At 73.6% G+C, this 14312-nt stretch carries 14 protein-coding genes; 7 read left to right on the top strand and 7 right to left on the bottom strand.

Going from position 1 to position 14312, the window contains the following annotated elements; all coding sequences use genetic code 11:
• Positions 1–13: 13 nt before the first annotated feature.
• Positions 14–979: a fatty acid desaturase family protein gene (locus tag ACIBQ8_RS08280; protein WP_397191634.1), complete on the top strand. Its 966-nt coding sequence runs from the start codon at positions 14–16 to the stop codon at positions 977–979.
• On the opposite strand, the gene ACIBQ8_RS08275 is transcribed toward ACIBQ8_RS08280, so the two are convergent.
• Positions 946–1248 (bottom strand): hypothetical protein, encoded by a 303-nt coding sequence (locus ACIBQ8_RS08275; protein WP_397191544.1) that lies wholly within the window; start codon positions 1246–1248, stop codon positions 946–948. The genes ACIBQ8_RS08280 and ACIBQ8_RS08275 overlap by 34 nt on opposite strands.
• 76 nt (positions 1249–1324) lie before the next feature.
• Here ACIBQ8_RS08275 and ACIBQ8_RS08270 point away from each other — a divergent pair, with 76 nt between their 5' ends.
• From ACIBQ8_RS08270 to ACIBQ8_RS08260, 3 genes are all read left to right on the top strand, one after another.
• Complete coding sequence (locus ACIBQ8_RS08270; RefSeq protein WP_397173766.1) at positions 1325–1888, top strand: MFS transporter; 564 nt, start codon at positions 1325–1327, stop codon at positions 1886–1888.
• Positions 1889–1990: 102 nt separating this feature from the next.
• Positions 1991–2524 carry a copper resistance protein CopC gene (locus ACIBQ8_RS08265; RefSeq protein WP_397191543.1) on the top strand — a complete coding sequence of 178 codons (534 nt, stop codon included), beginning with the start codon at positions 1991–1993 and terminating at the stop codon, positions 2522–2524.
• Complete coding sequence (locus tag ACIBQ8_RS08260) at positions 2514–3506, top strand: hypothetical protein (RefSeq protein ID WP_397191542.1); 993 nt, start codon at positions 2514–2516, stop codon at positions 3504–3506. The genes ACIBQ8_RS08265 and ACIBQ8_RS08260 overlap by 11 nt, the downstream gene beginning before the upstream one ends.
• A 21-nt stretch (positions 3507–3527) precedes the next feature.
• On the opposite strand, the gene ACIBQ8_RS08255 is transcribed toward ACIBQ8_RS08260, so the two are convergent.
• The 4 genes from ACIBQ8_RS08255 to ACIBQ8_RS08240 form a co-directional block, all read right to left on the bottom strand.
• Positions 3528–5432: a hypothetical protein gene (locus ACIBQ8_RS08255; RefSeq protein ID WP_397191541.1), complete on the bottom strand. Its 1905-nt coding sequence runs from the start codon at positions 5430–5432 to the stop codon at positions 3528–3530.
• A 105-nt stretch (positions 5433–5537) separates the two neighbouring features.
• The gene (locus ACIBQ8_RS08250; protein ID WP_397173773.1) at positions 5538–6155 is read right to left on the bottom strand and encodes a pentapeptide repeat-containing protein; all 618 of its coding nucleotides are present in this window, start codon (positions 6153–6155) and stop codon (positions 5538–5540) included.
• 17 nt (positions 6156–6172) lie between these two features.
• Entirely contained in the window at positions 6173–7333 is a 1161-nt protein-coding gene (locus tag ACIBQ8_RS08245; RefSeq protein ID WP_358286270.1) for a cation:proton antiporter, read from the bottom strand.
• A gap of 8 nt (positions 7334–7341) precedes the next feature.
• Positions 7342–7824: a cation:proton antiporter regulatory subunit gene (locus ACIBQ8_RS08240; protein WP_358010494.1), complete on the bottom strand. Its 483-nt coding sequence runs from the start codon at positions 7822–7824 to the stop codon at positions 7342–7344.
• 331 nt (positions 7825–8155) lie between these two features.
• On the opposite strand from ACIBQ8_RS08240, the gene ACIBQ8_RS08235 reads away from it, so the two are divergent.
• The 3 genes from ACIBQ8_RS08235 (at position 8156) to ACIBQ8_RS08225 (ending at position 10832) form a co-directional block, all read left to right on the top strand.
• Positions 8156–8800, top strand: a complete 645-nt coding sequence (locus tag ACIBQ8_RS08235; protein ID WP_397191540.1) for a response regulator — start codon at positions 8156–8158, stop codon at positions 8798–8800.
• 93 nt (positions 8801–8893) lie between these two features.
• Positions 8894–9367, top strand: coding sequence for an ATP-binding protein (locus ACIBQ8_RS08230; RefSeq protein WP_397173777.1), 474 nt, complete (start codon positions 8894–8896; stop codon positions 9365–9367).
• Positions 9368–9407: 40 nt separating this feature from the next.
• A complete protein-coding gene (locus ACIBQ8_RS08225) occupies positions 9408–10832 on the top strand; it encodes a PAS domain S-box protein (RefSeq protein ID WP_397191539.1) in 1425 nt (474 codons plus the stop codon).
• 12 nt (positions 10833–10844) lie between these two features.
• Here the strand turns inward: ACIBQ8_RS08225 and ACIBQ8_RS08220 are convergent, their stop codons facing one another.
• Both ACIBQ8_RS08220 and ACIBQ8_RS08215 read right to left on the bottom strand, forming a co-directional pair.
• A complete protein-coding gene (locus tag ACIBQ8_RS08220) occupies positions 10845–12029 on the bottom strand; it encodes an acetate/propionate family kinase (protein WP_397191538.1) in 1185 nt (394 codons plus the stop codon).
• The gene (locus ACIBQ8_RS08215; protein ID WP_397173780.1) at positions 11999–14302 is read right to left on the bottom strand and encodes a phosphoketolase; all 2304 of its coding nucleotides are present in this window, start codon (positions 14300–14302) and stop codon (positions 11999–12001) included. The genes ACIBQ8_RS08220 and ACIBQ8_RS08215 overlap by 31 nt, the downstream gene beginning before the upstream one ends.
• Positions 14303–14312 lie beyond the last annotated feature (10 nt).

Here is a 14312-nt window from a genome sequence, read left to right as displayed (position 1 = left end):
CCAGGCGGGGCTGATGGAGCGGCGGCCCGCCTACTACGCGATCAGGATCGGCCTGGTGGCCGCCCTGTTCGCCGGAGGGTGGACGCTGTTCGCCGCGGTCGGCGACTCCTGGTGGCAGCTCGGCGTCGCGGCGCTGCTGGCCGTCGCCTTCGCCCAGGTCACGCTGCTGGCCCACGACCTGGCGCACGGCCAGGTGTTCCGGTCGCGGCGGCGCAGCAGGATCGCCGGGCTGGTGGTGGGCAACCTGACCGTCGGGCTCAGCTACGGCTGGTGGATGGACAAGCACACCCGCCACCACGCCAACCCCAACCACGAGGACCACGACCCCGACGTCGCGCCCGACATCCTCATCTGGTCGCGGCGGCAGGCCGAGGCCAGCCGCGGGCTGCCGCGCTTCATCGGCAGGTGGCAGGCGTTCCTGTTCTTCCCCCTGCTCACCCTTGAGGGCCTGAACCTGAAGGTGGCCGGCTTCCGCGCGCTGCGCAGGGTGAAGGGCGGACGCACCGAGGGGCTGCTGCTCGTCGCGCACAACCTGGCCTACCTGGCGGGGGTGTTCGCGGTGCTGCCGCCGGGCAAGGCGCTCGTCTTCCTCGCCGTGCACCAGGCCTGCTACGGCGTGTACCTGGGCTGCACGTTCGCGCCCAACCACAAGGGCATGCCGGTGCTCACCGCCGAGGACTCCCTGGACTTCCTCCGCCGCCAGGTGCTGACCTCCAGGAACGTGCGCGGCGGCCGGATCATGAACGTCGCGCTCGGCGGGCTCAACTACCAGATCGAGCACCACCTGTTCCCCGGCATGCCCTCGGCCAACCTGCGCCGCGCCCGGCCCCTCGTGCGCGAGTACTGCCGCGAGCTCGGCGTCGAGTACGTCGAGTGCGGGCTCGTCGAGTCGTGGGCCCAGGCCATGCGGCACCTGCACGACGTCGGGGCGCCGCTGCGCGCCCCTCAGGAGGTGACCACCAGCTCCAGGCCCTCGTGATCCTCCCGGATCTCGTGACCGGCCCCGGCCAGGACCATCCGCAGCGCGAGCAGGACCGCGGTGCGGATGGTCGCGTACTTCACCAGGTGGGCCGCGGTGTCGGTGCCGGCCGGCCCCCAGACGATCACCACCCCGCGGGACGGGTCGTGCCAGACGGTGAGCCCCCCGTCGACCGGCAGCAGGGCCGGTTCGACGTTGAAACCCGCGTCGGTCAGCTCCTGCCGGACCACCAGTTCCAGATCCGGCCCATCGCCTCGGGCGAAGTCCATCAGAATCCGCTGCCCCCGCACGGACACGCCGAACGCGCCGCCTGGTAAGTGTGGCGGTTGTGTAAGGATGGCGGCTGTGACCGCCGCGTCAGTCTGGCTGCGTCTGTCGCGGGCCGTCGTGTTCGCGACGGTCTGCGGCTTCGTGTCCGCGACGGGGCACCTGCTGGCCGGTGGCGGGGCCGTCCCGCTCTGGGGCGGCGCGCTCGGGGTGCTGGCCGCCCTCGCCGCCGCGGCCACGATCAGCGGCCGCGAGCGCGGCCCCGCGGCGATCCTGGCCGCCACCACGCTCACCCAGCTCGTGCTGCACCAGCTCTTCGAACGCCTCGCGCCCGCCACGGGCGCCGCCGCCGCGCACGGCCATCCCGCGCCCGCCATGGCGCTGGTCCACCTCACCGTGGCCGCGCTGACGGCGTGGTGGCTGCACCGCGGCGAGCGCGCGCTGTGGCTGATGATCCGCCTGTCCGCCGCGCCGCCCGCGATCCTCGGCCCGCTGCCGCTCGGGCCGGTCGAGGTTCCGGTCGGGCCGCGCCGCCCCGGCGGGCGTCCTGCGGCGTACGCCGACGTCCCCACTCCGATGGGCAGGACCGCCTGCCGCACGGTCACCCGGCGAGGACCACCCCGGCGGCTCCGCCTCCGCTGAAAGTCCCGCGTCCGGCTCAGGACGCGTCCTCGTCCGATCCTTGACCTTCCGTGCCCGGACGGCGCCCCCGCGCCGGTCCGGCCGTCCGCATCCGGAGTTGCGATGAAACCCTCCTGGCCCTTCCGCCTGGCCGTACTCGTCTGCGCGGCCCTCCTGGCGCTGCTGCCGTCCACCGCGGCGCTCGCCCACGACACGCTCAAGAGCAGCTCACCGGCCAAGAACGCGCAGGTGTCCGCGATCGAGCGGATCGAGCTGGAGTTCAACGCCCACGTCCAGTTCCCCTTCGTGGTGCTGCACGACGCGGCGGGCAAGGCCGTCGAGGTCGGCAAGCCCCGCGTCGACGGGCCCAAGGTGGTCGCCGACGTGCCCCGTCAGCCCGCGCCCGGTTCGTACGTGATCGCCTGGCGTGTCGTGTCCTCGGACGGACATCCGATCGAGGGCGAAATCCCGTTCGTCATGAAAGGATCTAGTTCTCAACCGGCAGTGGCGTCCTCGCCCGTCGAGGAACGGCCCGCCGCGACGGGCGTCCCCGGCTGGATCTGGGGCGGGCTGGCGGTGCTCGTCGTGCTGGGCGCGTTCCTCCTGATCAGGGGCGCGCGGCGCGGCCCTGACCGGGAGGACGTGGATGCTGGTTGAGCGGGCCAGGCAGCTCGCCCGGCAGTGGGTGCTCGACGAGGGCGCCCGCCTGCCCGGGTTCGAGGGGGCGTTCCTGACCGGGTCCGCGCTGTGGGCGGCCCCGGGCATGGAGCTGGGCCCCACGTCCGACGTGGACGTGATGGTGCTCGCCGACCCGCCGCCCGCGATCGGCAAGTTCCGCTACGAGGGCGTCCTGCTGGAGGTCTCCGGCATCGCCCGCATCGGCTCCACCCACGAGGTGCTGAGCGACTACCACCTGGCCGGCAGCTTCCACCTGCCCGGCGTGCTGGCCGACCCGACCGGGCGGCTCGGCGAGATCCAGCGCCTGGTGGCCCGCGACTTCGCCGAGCGGCCCTGGATCATCGCCCGCTGCACGCAGGCGATGGACCGGGTGCGCGGCTGGATCAACTCCATGGACGAGAACGCGCCCGTCCCCGAGCAGGTGGCGTCCTGGCTGTTCGGCACCGGCGTGACCACGCACGTCCTGCTGGTCGCCGGGCTGCGCAACCCGACCGTGCGCCGCCGGTACGCCGCCGTGCGCGAGCTGCTGGCCGGGCACGGCCGGCTCGACTGGCACGAGCACCTGCTCGAACTGCTGGGCTGCGCGCGGATGACCCGGCAGCGGGTGGAGCGGCACCTGGCGGCCCTGGAGACGGTCTTCGACGCGACGGCCGGGCTGGAGGCGCCCTCCTATCGCTTCGCCTCCGACATCTCGCCGCAGGCGCGTCCGGTGGCCATCGACGGCAGCCGCGAGCTCGTCGCCGCCGGGCTCCACCGGGAGGCGGTGTTCTGGCTGGTCGCCACGTACGCGCGCTGCCTGGACAAACGCGCCGCCGCCGGCGCGCCGGGCGGGTACGAGGAGGGCTTCCAGGAGCTGCTGGCCGACCTCGGCGCCGAGACGTTCGCCGACCGGCGCCGCCGCGGCGACCACGTGCTGGCCGCCCTGCCCAGCCTGTGGCAGACGGCCATGGCGCTGTGCTGACGGCGTCCCGCGGCCCCCGGCTCAGGTCCGGCGCAGTGAGCGGGTCAGACCGGCGGCGATGGTCGTGGCCAGCACCCAGCCGGCCATGATCAGCCCCCAGGCCAGCCACTGCGCGCCCCCTTGCGGGTTGTAGGCCTTCTCCTGCCCGAGGTCGATGATCGGCAGCAGCAGGTCGAGGGTGTAGACCAGCGCGTGGAACGGCGGCGCCTCGCCCGGCTTCAGCGGCGGCGGCACGTCGAGCCCGAACACGACCGTGCCCGCGGCCAGCAGCGCGGCCAGCCAGGCCGCCGCGCGCAGGGGGCGGAAGCCGTAGCCGACGGTGGCGTCCTGGAGGTGGCCCCAGAAGCGGGCGTACCAGGGGAGCGCGGCGCGGCGTCGCCGCTGGCCGGCCAGCAGCGTCTCGCGGGCGTCGGCGTCGCCGCCGAGCCGCCGGTACATCGCGGCGAGCTGCTCGTAGGCGCCCGGCAGGTAGCCGTCGGGATCGGTACGCAGCCAGCGCAGCCGCCCGGCCGCCGGCAGCATGGGGTCGAGCACCTCGTACGACAGCCCGTCCATGCGCATCGCCCGCGGCCACCCGGCGGGGTCGTCACGCAGGACGCCGATCCGCGCGTACCGTAACTCCACCACCCCCTCGACCGGCGCGGCCGTGCGCAGCGCCAGCTCGCGGGCCTCCAGCCGCCAGCACTTCAGCGCCACCTCGCCGGGCGCGGCCAGGGTGGCGCCGTCGAGGCACAGGCGGCTGCCGACCTGGGCGCTGGTCAGCCTGATCCGGCCGCGGGCGGAGAAGCCGTCGCAGAGGTTGAGCACCTTGCCCACCGACAGGCCGTTGGCCGACAGCGCCGCTCCGCCGGGATTGACCAGGGTCGCGCCCTCGAAGTGCGCCGGTCCGGTGACCGTGGCGTCGAGCAGGCTGAACTCGCCCTCGGCGCGCAGCCCTCGCCAGGCCAGCAGCGAGCCGTTCACGGTGAGGCCGTCGGCGGCGACCACCACGCCGCCCGGGGCGCTCAGCCGCGCGCCCTCCAGGCCGAGGGTGCCGCCGACGACCGAGCGGTTGAGGCGCACCTGCCCCTCGGCCGTCAGCCCGGCCAGGAAGAGCCCCGCCTCGGCGTTGAGCCCGGTGGCGCGCAGCGCGAGCCCGCCCGGCCGCCGGATGCGCGAGCCGCGTAACGTGAGCGGGCCGGACACGCGGGCGAACCGCAGGCTGACCTCGCCGTCGGCCTCCATGTCCCGCGCGAACAGCCCGACCTGGACGATCACGTTGGACGCCTCCAGGGCCGTGCCGCCCGGCGCGTTGAGTCGGGCGCCGTCCAGCTCGACCGCGCCGCCGATCCGGGCGGAGGCCAGGACGAGCGTGCCGTCGCAGGCGAAGCCGTCCTGGGCGCGCAGGTGGCCGGCCACGTCGAGGTGCTCGCCGTTGAGCGCCGTGCCCGCCGGGTGGCTCAGGCGGGCGCAGTTGAGCACGAGGTTGCCGCTGATCCGGCCGCCGGGCAGCCGCAGCTCGCCGGTGACGTGGCTGCCCGCCAGCCGCAGGTTGCCCTCGACCTGGACGTTCGAGGCGGTCAGTCCGGGCAGCAGCGAGCCGCTGAAGCTGAGGAAGCGGGTGCGGGCGTGGTAGAGGTCGGGGGCGGCGTCGAAGGCGCAGCCCTGGAAGGTGACGGGGAAGGGCAGCTCGGCGAAGGCCAGGTTGAGCGCGCCCGTGATCCTCGCCCCCGCCAGGATCAGCCGTGGCTGGGCGGCGGGCTCGTCGACCCCGCCGAGCAGCAGCCCGGCCAGCGCCTCGCCGCGGACCGTGCGGCCGGCGTCCCAGGACGCGGCCGTGGCCGGGTCGTCGGCGGCGGGGTCGCCGGTGCGCAGGTCGACGGCGCGGCCGTGGGCGAGCGCGGCGGCCACGGCCCGCTCGGCGTCGTTGAGATCGGCGATCGGCACCCCGCCATCATCGCCGACCCCGCCTCAGGAACCGACCTCAAGGGCCTTCGCTCAGGAGCGGACCTCAAGGGCCTCCGCTCAGGAGCGGACCTCCAGGGCCTCCGCTCAGGAGCGGACCTCCAGGCCCAGGGCCTCGGCGATGACCGTGGCCTGGACGGGGTCGATGACCGCCTTCTTGAGCGTGACCGTGTGCGGGTCGAGCGTGCTCAGGTCGCTGCCGCGCAGGTCGCAGCCGGTGAGGTCGGCGCCGTGCAGCCAGGCCCCCGACAGGTCGGCCCGGCGCAGCTCGGCCCCGGCCAGCCGGGCCCCGGTCAGGTCGGCCTCCCGCAGCCGGACGCCGTGGAAGGCGCTGCCGCGCAGGTCGGCGCCGGGCAGCCCGGTGTAGGACCAGTCGCCGCCGTCGACCTTCAGCAGCCCGAAGGTGCAGCCGTCGAACATGCTGCCGGTCAGCTTGCACCCCCTGAACGTGGCGTCGAACAGGGAACACCGGCTGAACAGGCAGTTGAGGAAGCGCGCGTCCTCGTGGACGGAGACGTTGAGCCGCACGTTCCTGAACGTGCACTCCTCGAACGAGGCCCCCTGGTCGACCAGCTCGGTCAGGTCGACGCCCTGGAACAGGACCCGGTGGAAGGTCTCACCGGCGATCTCCGTCCTGTCCCAGTCGTCGGCGTGGATCGTCGTCTCGATCGGGGGCGCGGGCACCCCGTGCTTACGGTCGGCCATGCGAACAAACTAGCGGATCACGCCTTGTTCGCGATGGCCGTGATGAGCGGCTGGACGAGCTTGGCCGCCAGCGGCCCGAACGCCGCCAGGATCAGCACGTACGCCGCCGCCAGGGCTCCGAGGTCGGGATGGGCCCCGGCGCCGACCGCCAGACCGGCGATGACGATGTTGAACTCGCCGCGCGGGATGAGGGCGATGCCCGCCCGCGCCTGACCGGCCTTGCCGATGCCCGCCCGTCTGGCCGCGTACGCGCCCGTCAGCAGCTTGGTCACCATGCTCACCAGCGCCAGCAGCGCGGCCAGCCCCGCCACCGGCAGGATCTTGGCCGGATCGGTCTGCAACCCGAAGAACACGAAGAACACCGCCGCGAACAGGTCGCGCAGCGGCGCGAGCAGCGCCTGCGCGTCGTGCGCGAGCTGCCCCGACAGCGCGATCCCGACCAGGAACGCGCCGACCGCCGCCGAGACCTGCAGCTGCTGGGCCAGCCCGGCCACCAGCAGCGCCAGCCCGACCACCTTCAGCAGCAGCACCTCGGAGTTGGGGCTGGACACGAACGCCTCGATGAAGCGCCCGAAGCGCAGCGCCACGACGAGCACGACGCTCACCGTGCCGAGCGCGATGCCGACCGAGATCGCCCCGCTGACCAGGCTCAGGCCCGCCAGCAGCGTGGTGAGGACCGGCAGGTAGACCGCCATGGTCAGGTCCTCGAACACCAGCAGGGACAACACCGTCGGCGTCTCCCTGTTACCGATCCACCCCAGATCGGACAGCACCTTGGCGGTGATGCCGGAGGACGTGGCGTAGGTGACGCCCGCCATGGCCACCGCCGCGACCGGCCCCCAGCCCAGCAGCAAGGCGCAGATCGCGCCGGGGGCGGCGTTCAGCACGAGGTCGACGATGCCGGCCCGCGCGTTGCTCGTGAGGCTGGTGACCAGTTCGTCGGCGTTGTACTCCAGACCGAGCGTCAGCAGCAGCAGGACGACGCCCAGCTCCGCGCCGACCGAGATGAACTCCTCGCTGGTCGCCAGCGGCAGCACGCCGCCCGTGCCGAACGCCAGACCGGCGATCAGGTAGAGCGGGATCGGTGAGATGCCGACGCGCAGCGCGAGCGCGCCCAATACCCCCAGACCTAGAAGAACAGCACCGAATTCGAGAAAGATGACCGCGGTTTCGTGCACCCGCGGCCCTACCCGTCAGCCAGGATGCCGGCGACTTCCGCGGTGCTGTCCGCGCTTCCCACCACGACCACGACGTCGCCCTCGCCGAAGACGAAGTCGGGACCGGGGCTGGCGAACACCTGGCCGCCGCGGACCACGGCGACGATGGAGGCGCTGGTACGGGTCCTGACCCGCGCCTCGCCCATGGTGCGCCCGGCGTAGGGGGAGCCGGACGGGATGGGGAGCTGGACGCTGACCAGGCCCTCGACCTGCTGGTGCAGCTGGTTGAGCCGCTGGACGATGCGGGGGGCGCCGAGGAGCTCGGCCAGGGCGTCGGCCTCCTCGTCGTTCAGCTTGACCGTCTGACAGGCGCGGTCGGGGTCGTCCTTGTCGTAGATCACCAGGTCGCGACGGCCGGTGCGGTGCGAGACGATGCCTACTCGCTGGCCGGCGCGGGTGGTGAAATCGTGCCGGAGTCCGATGCCCGGCAACGCTGTCTGCTCAACCTCCACCTATCCCACCCATCCAAAAAATACGCATATTTTCGGACAACACTACCAATGGTCGCCGCCTCTCCGACCTCCTCGAATCCCGCCCATGAGCCGTCCCGCGCCCTTCCGGCCGCCCGCGACGCCGCCCGCCCGGCCTGCGCCGGAACAGGCGGCGGGGGACAGGCGGCGCGGGACAGGCGGCACGGGAGCGGGCGGCACGGGGGCGGGCGGCGCGGACAGGCGATGCGGGAGCGGGCGGCACGGGGACAGGCCGCGCGGGAACCGGCGGCGCGGGCCGGACGCGGGTGGGAAGATGCCGGGGACGTTGCCGCGGGAGAGGCGAGACGAAGCGATGCCGACCACTTCCCCCATCCGGCTGCTGCTCGTGGAGGACCACGCGATGGTGGCCGAGGCCATCGGCCTGGCGCTCGGCCGGGCGCCGGGCATCGAGGTAGTGGCGCAGGCGGGCACGGTCGCCGCCGCCCTCGCCGCGGCCGCCCACAGCCGGCCCGACGTCGTGGTGCTCGACCGGCGGCTGCCCGACGGCGACGGCGTCGAGGCGATCGGCCGGTTCGCGGCGGTCGCGCCCGAGGCCCGGGTGCTGGTGCTCACCGGGGAGGCCACCGCCTCGGTCGCCGCGCGGGTGGTGGAGGCGGGCGGGGCGGGCCTGCTGGTGAAGTCGTCCAGGCTGGAGGAGCTGGAGTCGGCGGTGCGCGAGGCGGCCGCCGGCGGCGTGGTGTTCGCGCCCGGCCTGCTGCCCGGCGTGCTCGACCGGCTGACCGGCCGGGTGCGGAGCCCGGGTACGGCGCTGACCGCGCGCGAGCGCGAGACGCTGCGGCTGCTGGCCGAAGGAGCGAGCACGGTCGAGATCGGCGCGCGGCTCGGCGTGGCCCGCAACACCGCGCGCAACCACGTCCAGCACGTCCTGGAGAAGCTCGGGGCCCGCTCCAAGCTGGAGGCCGTGGCCGTCGCGCGACGGGAAGGGCTGCTCGACTGACGCAGATGCACCAGACGGCGTCCCTCATCCGCACCGGAAGAAGTGGTTCCGCTGCGTCTCGTGATCAACCCTGTACTGCCCGACAGTAGGAGGATGGGCAGTTTCGCGGCGCCGTACCAGGTGGACACCCGGCTGCCGGAAGAGATGGGCAGCATCACCGCGGCCCGTCAGAGAGCACGTGAGGTGCTGGCCGAGTGCGGCTACCTCGGGCGCCGCGAGGACGTCCTGCTCGTGGTCTCCGAGCTGGTGACCAACGCGCTGGTGCACGGCGACGGCCCGCCCGCCTTACGCATCCGCTGCACCCCCTCCCACGTGCGGATCGAGGTGCGCGACCGCGGCGCCCGCCTGCCCGAGCCGCGCGAGCCGGGGCCCGACAACGGCTGGGGCCTGCACGTCATCGAGCTGCTGTCCACCGGCTGGGGCGTCTCCCGCGCCGACGAAGCCGACGAAGGCGACCAAGCCGACGAAGGCGGGGAAGCCGGGGAGAGCGGGGAAGGCGGCAAGGTGGTGTGGTGCGAGCTGGCGCCCCACGTCGTCGCGCCCGCCCAGGAGCGCTCCAGGGCATGATCGAGTTTCGGTCTTCCGCCGGGCCGTGCGAAGCTGCAGTATGCCCGGTCAAGACAGGCAGTCAGAGGACATCCAGCTGCTCGTCCGCAGCGTCGTCGACTACTCGATCTGTCTCCTCGACCCCGCGGGCCATGTGACCAGCTGGAACGCCGGCGCCGAGCGCATCAAGGGCTACCGGGCCGAGGAGATCATCGGCCGCCACTTCTCGGTGTTCTACCCGCCCGAGGCGGTCGCGGCCGGCCGTCCGGAACAGCTGCTGGGCCGCGCGGCGGCGGCCGGCCGGGTGGCCGACGAGGGCTGGCGGGTGCGCAAGGACGGCGCCCGGTTCTGGGCGCGCGTGGTCATCACCGCCTTGCGCGACGAGCGGGGCCTGCTGCGCGGGTTCGGCAAGGTCACCGGCGACCTGACCGAGCGCCGCCTGGCCGAGCAGGCGATGCGCGACAGCGAGGAGCGCTTCCGCCTGCTGGTCCAGAACGTCGTCGACTACGCCATCTTCATGCTCGACGCCCAGGGCCGGATCGTGAGCTGGAACGCCGGCGCCGAGCGCATCAAGGGCTACCACGCCGAGGAGATCATCGGCCGCCACTTCTCGGTCTTCTACCCGCCCGAGGACGTCGCGGCCGGCAAACCCGCCATGGAGCTGGAGGTCGCCGTCGCCGACGGCCGGTGGGAGGAGGAGGGCTGGCGCGTCCGCAAGGACGGCACCAGGTTCTGGGCCAGCGTGGTCATCACCGCCCTGCACGACGACCGCGGCGAGCTGCGCGGGTTCGGCAAGGTCACCCGCGACCTGACCGAGCGCCGCAACGTGTCCCGCGCCCTCGACGAACGCGGCATGCTGCTGGCCCACCTGGTCCGCGCCCAGGAGGTCGAACGCCGGCGCATCGCCTACGACGTGCACGACGACACGATCCAGTCCATGGTCGCCGTCGGCATGCGCCTGCGCGCGATGGAGAGCGGCCTCGGCGGTGAGCGGGCCGCCGAGGTGCGCGGCATCGGCGAGGCCGTCGAGGCCGCCGTCGCCCGCCTGCGCGACCTGACCTTCGAGCTGCGCCCGCCGGCCCTCGACGAGGAGGGCCTGGTCGAGGGCCTGGCCGGCTACCTGCGGCAGGTGACGGCCGGCACCGGGCTGTCGTTCGAGATCGACCACCGCCTCGACGCCGACCCGCCGCCCGAGGCCGCCGTCACCATCTTCCGGATCTGCCAGGAGGCGATCACCAACGTGCGCAAGCACGCCCGCGCCACCTCGATCAGGCTCTCGCTGGTCTCGCTCGACCGCGGCGTGCACGTGCGCGTCGCCGACGACGGCGCCGGGCTGCCGCCGGGCGCCGAGGGGCCGCTGCGGCACTTCGGGCTGATCGAGATGCGCGAACGGGCCGAGATCGCGGGCGGCTGGTGGAGCCTGACCGACCGGCCGGGGGCCGGCACCATCGTGGACTTCTGGGTCCCGGCCGTCCCGCACGCCTGACCGGAGCGGCGCTCAGCGGCGGGGGAGCACCTCCAGCGACTGGCGGGCGATCTCCCACTCCTCGTCCGTGGGCACGACCAGCACCGCCACCTCCGCGCCCGGCGGCGAGACCGCCCGCTCCCCGGCCGGGCCGGCCGCGTTCAGCGCGGGGTCCACGGTGATGCCGAGCCGGTCGAGCCCGGCCAGCGACTCCGCGCGGGTGGCCGCGTCGTGCTCGCCGACGCCGCCGGTGAACACGATCGCGTCCAGGCGGCCGAGCAGGGCGTAGTACGCGCCGACGTACTTGCGGATGCGCCGGGTGTAGACCTCCAGGGCCAGCCGGGCCTCCTCGTCGCCGCGCGCCCGCACCTCGCGCATGTCGAGCGTCCCGGCCAGGGCGCGCAGGCCGCCCTCGTGGCTGAGCGCGCGTTCGACCTCCTCGCCGCCCAGGCCGCGCACCCGCGCCAGGTAGCCGGCGATGGCGGGGTCCACGTCGCCGGAACGGGTGCCCATCACCAGCCCCTCCAGCGGGGTCAGCCCCATGGAGGTGTCCACGCTGCGCCCGCCGGACATCGCCGTCGCGCTGGCGCCGTTGCCCAGGTGCAGCACGACCAGGTCGAGGTCGGCCAGGTCGCGGCCGAGAAGGGCGGCGGCGCGGCGGGAGACGTAGGCGCAGGAGGTGCCGTGGAAGCCGTAGCGCCGCACGCCCAGCTCCCGCCAGGCCCGCGGCACCGCGTACGTGTACGCCTGCGGCGGCAGCGTGAGCTGGAACGCCGTGTCGAACACCGCCACCTGCGGCACCCCGGGGAACGCCGCCCGCGCCACCCGGATCCCGGCCAGGTTCACCGGGTTGTGCAGCGGCGCGAGCGGCGCCAGCTCCTCGATCGCGGCGATCACCTCGTCGTCGACGAGGGCCGGGCCGGTGAAGCGGGTGCCGCCGTGCACGACCCGGTGACCGACCGCGACCGGCGCCAGCTCGGGCCCGGCCCGCGCGAACGCCTCCAGCATCGCCGCCAGCCCCTCGGCGTGCCCGGGGAAGCGCTCCTCCCGCACGTACGGCGGCCCGCCGTCCGCGTGGTGCGTCAGCCGCCCGCGCTCCTCGCCGATGCGCTCCACCAGCCCGCGCGCCGGCCGCTCCCGGGTGCGCGCGTCCACCAGCTCGTACTTGATGGAGGAGGAGCCGGTGTTCAGGACGAGAATTCGGCCGGCCACGTCCACGACCTGATCTCCGCCGGGTCCTCGCCGTGCTCCCTGGTGTACGCGCGGGCCCGCAGCCGCGCGTCGCTCATCCGCTGGCGCAGGTGCGCGGCCTTGGAGCCGAGCCCCGGCACCCGGTCGATGACGTCGATGACCAGGTGGTAGCGGTCGATGTCGTTGAGCATGGCCATGTCGAACGGCGTGGTCGTGGTGCCCTCCTCCTTGTAGCCGCGCACGTGCATGTTGGCGTGCCCGGTGCGGCGGTAGGCGAGCTGGTGGATGAGCGAGGGGTAGCCGTGGAAGTTGAAGATGATCGGCCGGTCCACGGTGAACAGCGTGTCGAACTCGGCGTCCGGCAGGCCGTGCGGGTGCTCCGACCGCGGTTGCAGCCGCATCAGGTCCACCACGTTGACGACGCGCACCTTCAGCTCGGGCAGGTGCTCGCGCAGCAGCGCCGCGGCGGCCAGCGTCTCCTGGGTCGGCACGTCGCCCGCGCAGGCCAGCACCACGTCCGGCTCGCTGCCCTGGTCGGTGGAGGCCCACGGCAGGATGCCCAGGCCGCGCGTGTTGTGCGCGATCGCCTCCTCCATGGTGAACAGGTCCAGCACCGGCTGCTTGCCCGCCACGATCACGTTGACGTAGTCGCGCGAGCGCAGGCAGTGGTCGGCCACCGACAGCAGGGTGTTGGCGTCCGGCGGCAGGTAGACCCGCACCACGGACGCCTTCTTGTTGACGACCACGTCCAGGAAGCCGGGGTCCTGGTGGCTGAAGCCGTTGTGGTCCTGCCGCCACACGTGCGACGACAGCAGGTACGTCAGCGACGCCACCGGCCGCCGCCAGGGGATCTTCTGCGACGACTCCAGCCACTTGGCGTGCTGGTTGAACATGGCGTCGATGATGTGGATGAACGCCTCGTAGCAGTTGAACAGGCCGTGGCGGCCGGTCAGCAGGTAGCCCTCCAGCCAGCCCTGGCACAGGTGCTCGCTCAGCACCTCCATCACCCGGCCGCCCGGGGCCAGGTTCTCGTCCGTGGGCAGCAGCTCGGCCTCCCACGCCCGGTCGGTGACCTCGAACACGGCCTGCAGCCGGTTGGAGGCGGTCTCGTCCGGGCCCATCAGCCGGAAGTTGCGCGGGTTGCCGGCGATCACGTCGCGCAGCAACCCGCCGAGCACCCGCGTCGGCTCGGTCAGCTGGGCGGCCGGGGACTTGACCTCGACCGCGTGCCGGCGGAAGTCCGGCAGCCGCAGCGGCTGCAGCAGCTCGCCGCCGTTGGCGTGCGGGTTGGCGCTCATCCGCAGCGGCCCCCGCGGCACCGTCGCCAGCACCTCCTCGACCGGCCTGCCGTCGGAGCCGAACAGCTCCTGCGGCCGGTACGAGCGCATCCACTCCTCCAGCATCGCCAGGTGCGCCGGGTTGTCGCGGACGCCCGACAGCGGCACCTGGTGGGCCCGCCAGGTGCCCTCGACCGGCTTGCCGTCCACCTCGCGCGGGCCGGTCCAGCCCTTCGGCGTGCGCAGCACGATCATCGGCAGCCGCCGGTCCTGGCCGTCCTTGTACTCGGCCAGCTCGTCGAAGACGGTGTCCAGGGTGGCGGCCATCTCCTCGTGCGAGGGGCCGACCAGGTGGGGGCGGTAGCCGTAGCCCTCCATGAGCTTGAACAGGTCCTGCTCGGGGATGCGGGCGAGCACGGTGGGGTTGGCGATCTTGTAGCCGTTCAGGTGCAGGATGGGGAGCACGACGCCGTCGCGCCGGGGGTCGAGGAACTTGTCGGAATGCCAGCTCGCGGCCAGCGGGCCGGTCTCGGCCTCGCCGTCGCCGATGACGCAGGCCACCACCAGGCCGGGGTTGTCGAACGCGGCGCCGTAGGCGTGGGCGAGGGAGTAGCCCAGCTCGCCGCCCTCGTGGATGGAGCCGGGGGTCTCGGGCGCGACGTGGCTGGGGATGCCGCCGGGGAAGGAGAACTGGCGGAACAGCCGCCGCATGCCCTCGGCGTCCTGCGAGACGTCCGGATAGCGCTCGGTGTAGGAGCCCTCCAGCCAGGCGTGCGCGACGGCGGCGGGCCCGCCGTGGCCGGGACCGGCGATGTAGATCATGTCCTGGTCGCGCTCGGAGATCACCCGGTTGAGGTGGGCGAAGCAGAAGTTCAGCCCCGGGGTGGTGCCCCAGTGGCCGAGCAGGCGCGGCTTGATGTGCTCGGGACGCAGCGGCTCGGTCAGCAGCGGGTTGTCCAGCAGGTAGATCTGCCCGACGGACAGGTAGTTGGCCGCCCGCCAGTACGCGTCTATGTGGTCCATGCCCTTGCCC

Origin of the sequence: Nonomuraea sp. NPDC049646 (assembly GCF_044465525.1) — a bacterium.
Classification (GTDB): Bacteria; Actinomycetota; Actinomycetes; order Streptosporangiales; family Streptosporangiaceae; genus Nonomuraea.
This window is presented reverse-complemented; position numbering and strand designations above follow the sequence as displayed.

What these genes read in the sequence shown, in the direction of transcription:
- ACIBQ8_RS08215 (WP_397173780.1), bottom strand. Translation starts at nt 14,302, where the DNA reads ATGGACCACATAGACGCGTACTGGCGGGCGGCCAACTACCTGTCCGTC.
- ACIBQ8_RS08250 (WP_397173773.1), bottom strand. Translation starts at nt 6,155, where the DNA reads ATGGCCGACCGTAAGCACGGGGTGCCCGCGCCCCCGATCGAGACGACG.
- ACIBQ8_RS08230 (WP_397173777.1), top strand. Translation starts at nt 8,894, where the DNA reads ATGGGCAGTTTCGCGGCGCCGTACCAGGTGGACACCCGGCTGCCGGAA.
- ACIBQ8_RS08260 (WP_397191542.1), top strand. Translation starts at nt 2,514, where the DNA reads ATGCTGGTTGAGCGGGCCAGGCAGCTCGCCCGGCAGTGGGTGCTCGAC.
- ACIBQ8_RS08275 (WP_397191544.1), bottom strand. Translation starts at nt 1,248, where the DNA reads ATGGACTTCGCCCGAGGCGATGGGCCGGATCTGGAACTGGTGGTCCGG.
- ACIBQ8_RS08235 (WP_397191540.1), top strand. Translation starts at nt 8,156, where the DNA reads ATGCCGACCACTTCCCCCATCCGGCTGCTGCTCGTGGAGGACCACGCG.
- ACIBQ8_RS08265 (WP_397191543.1), top strand. Translation starts at nt 1,991, where the DNA reads ATGAAACCCTCCTGGCCCTTCCGCCTGGCCGTACTCGTCTGCGCGGCC.
- ACIBQ8_RS08280 (WP_397191634.1), top strand. Translation starts at nt 14, where the DNA reads ATGGAGCGGCGGCCCGCCTACTACGCGATCAGGATCGGCCTGGTGGCC.
- ACIBQ8_RS08225 (WP_397191539.1), top strand. Translation starts at nt 9,408, where the DNA reads ATGCCCGGTCAAGACAGGCAGTCAGAGGACATCCAGCTGCTCGTCCGC.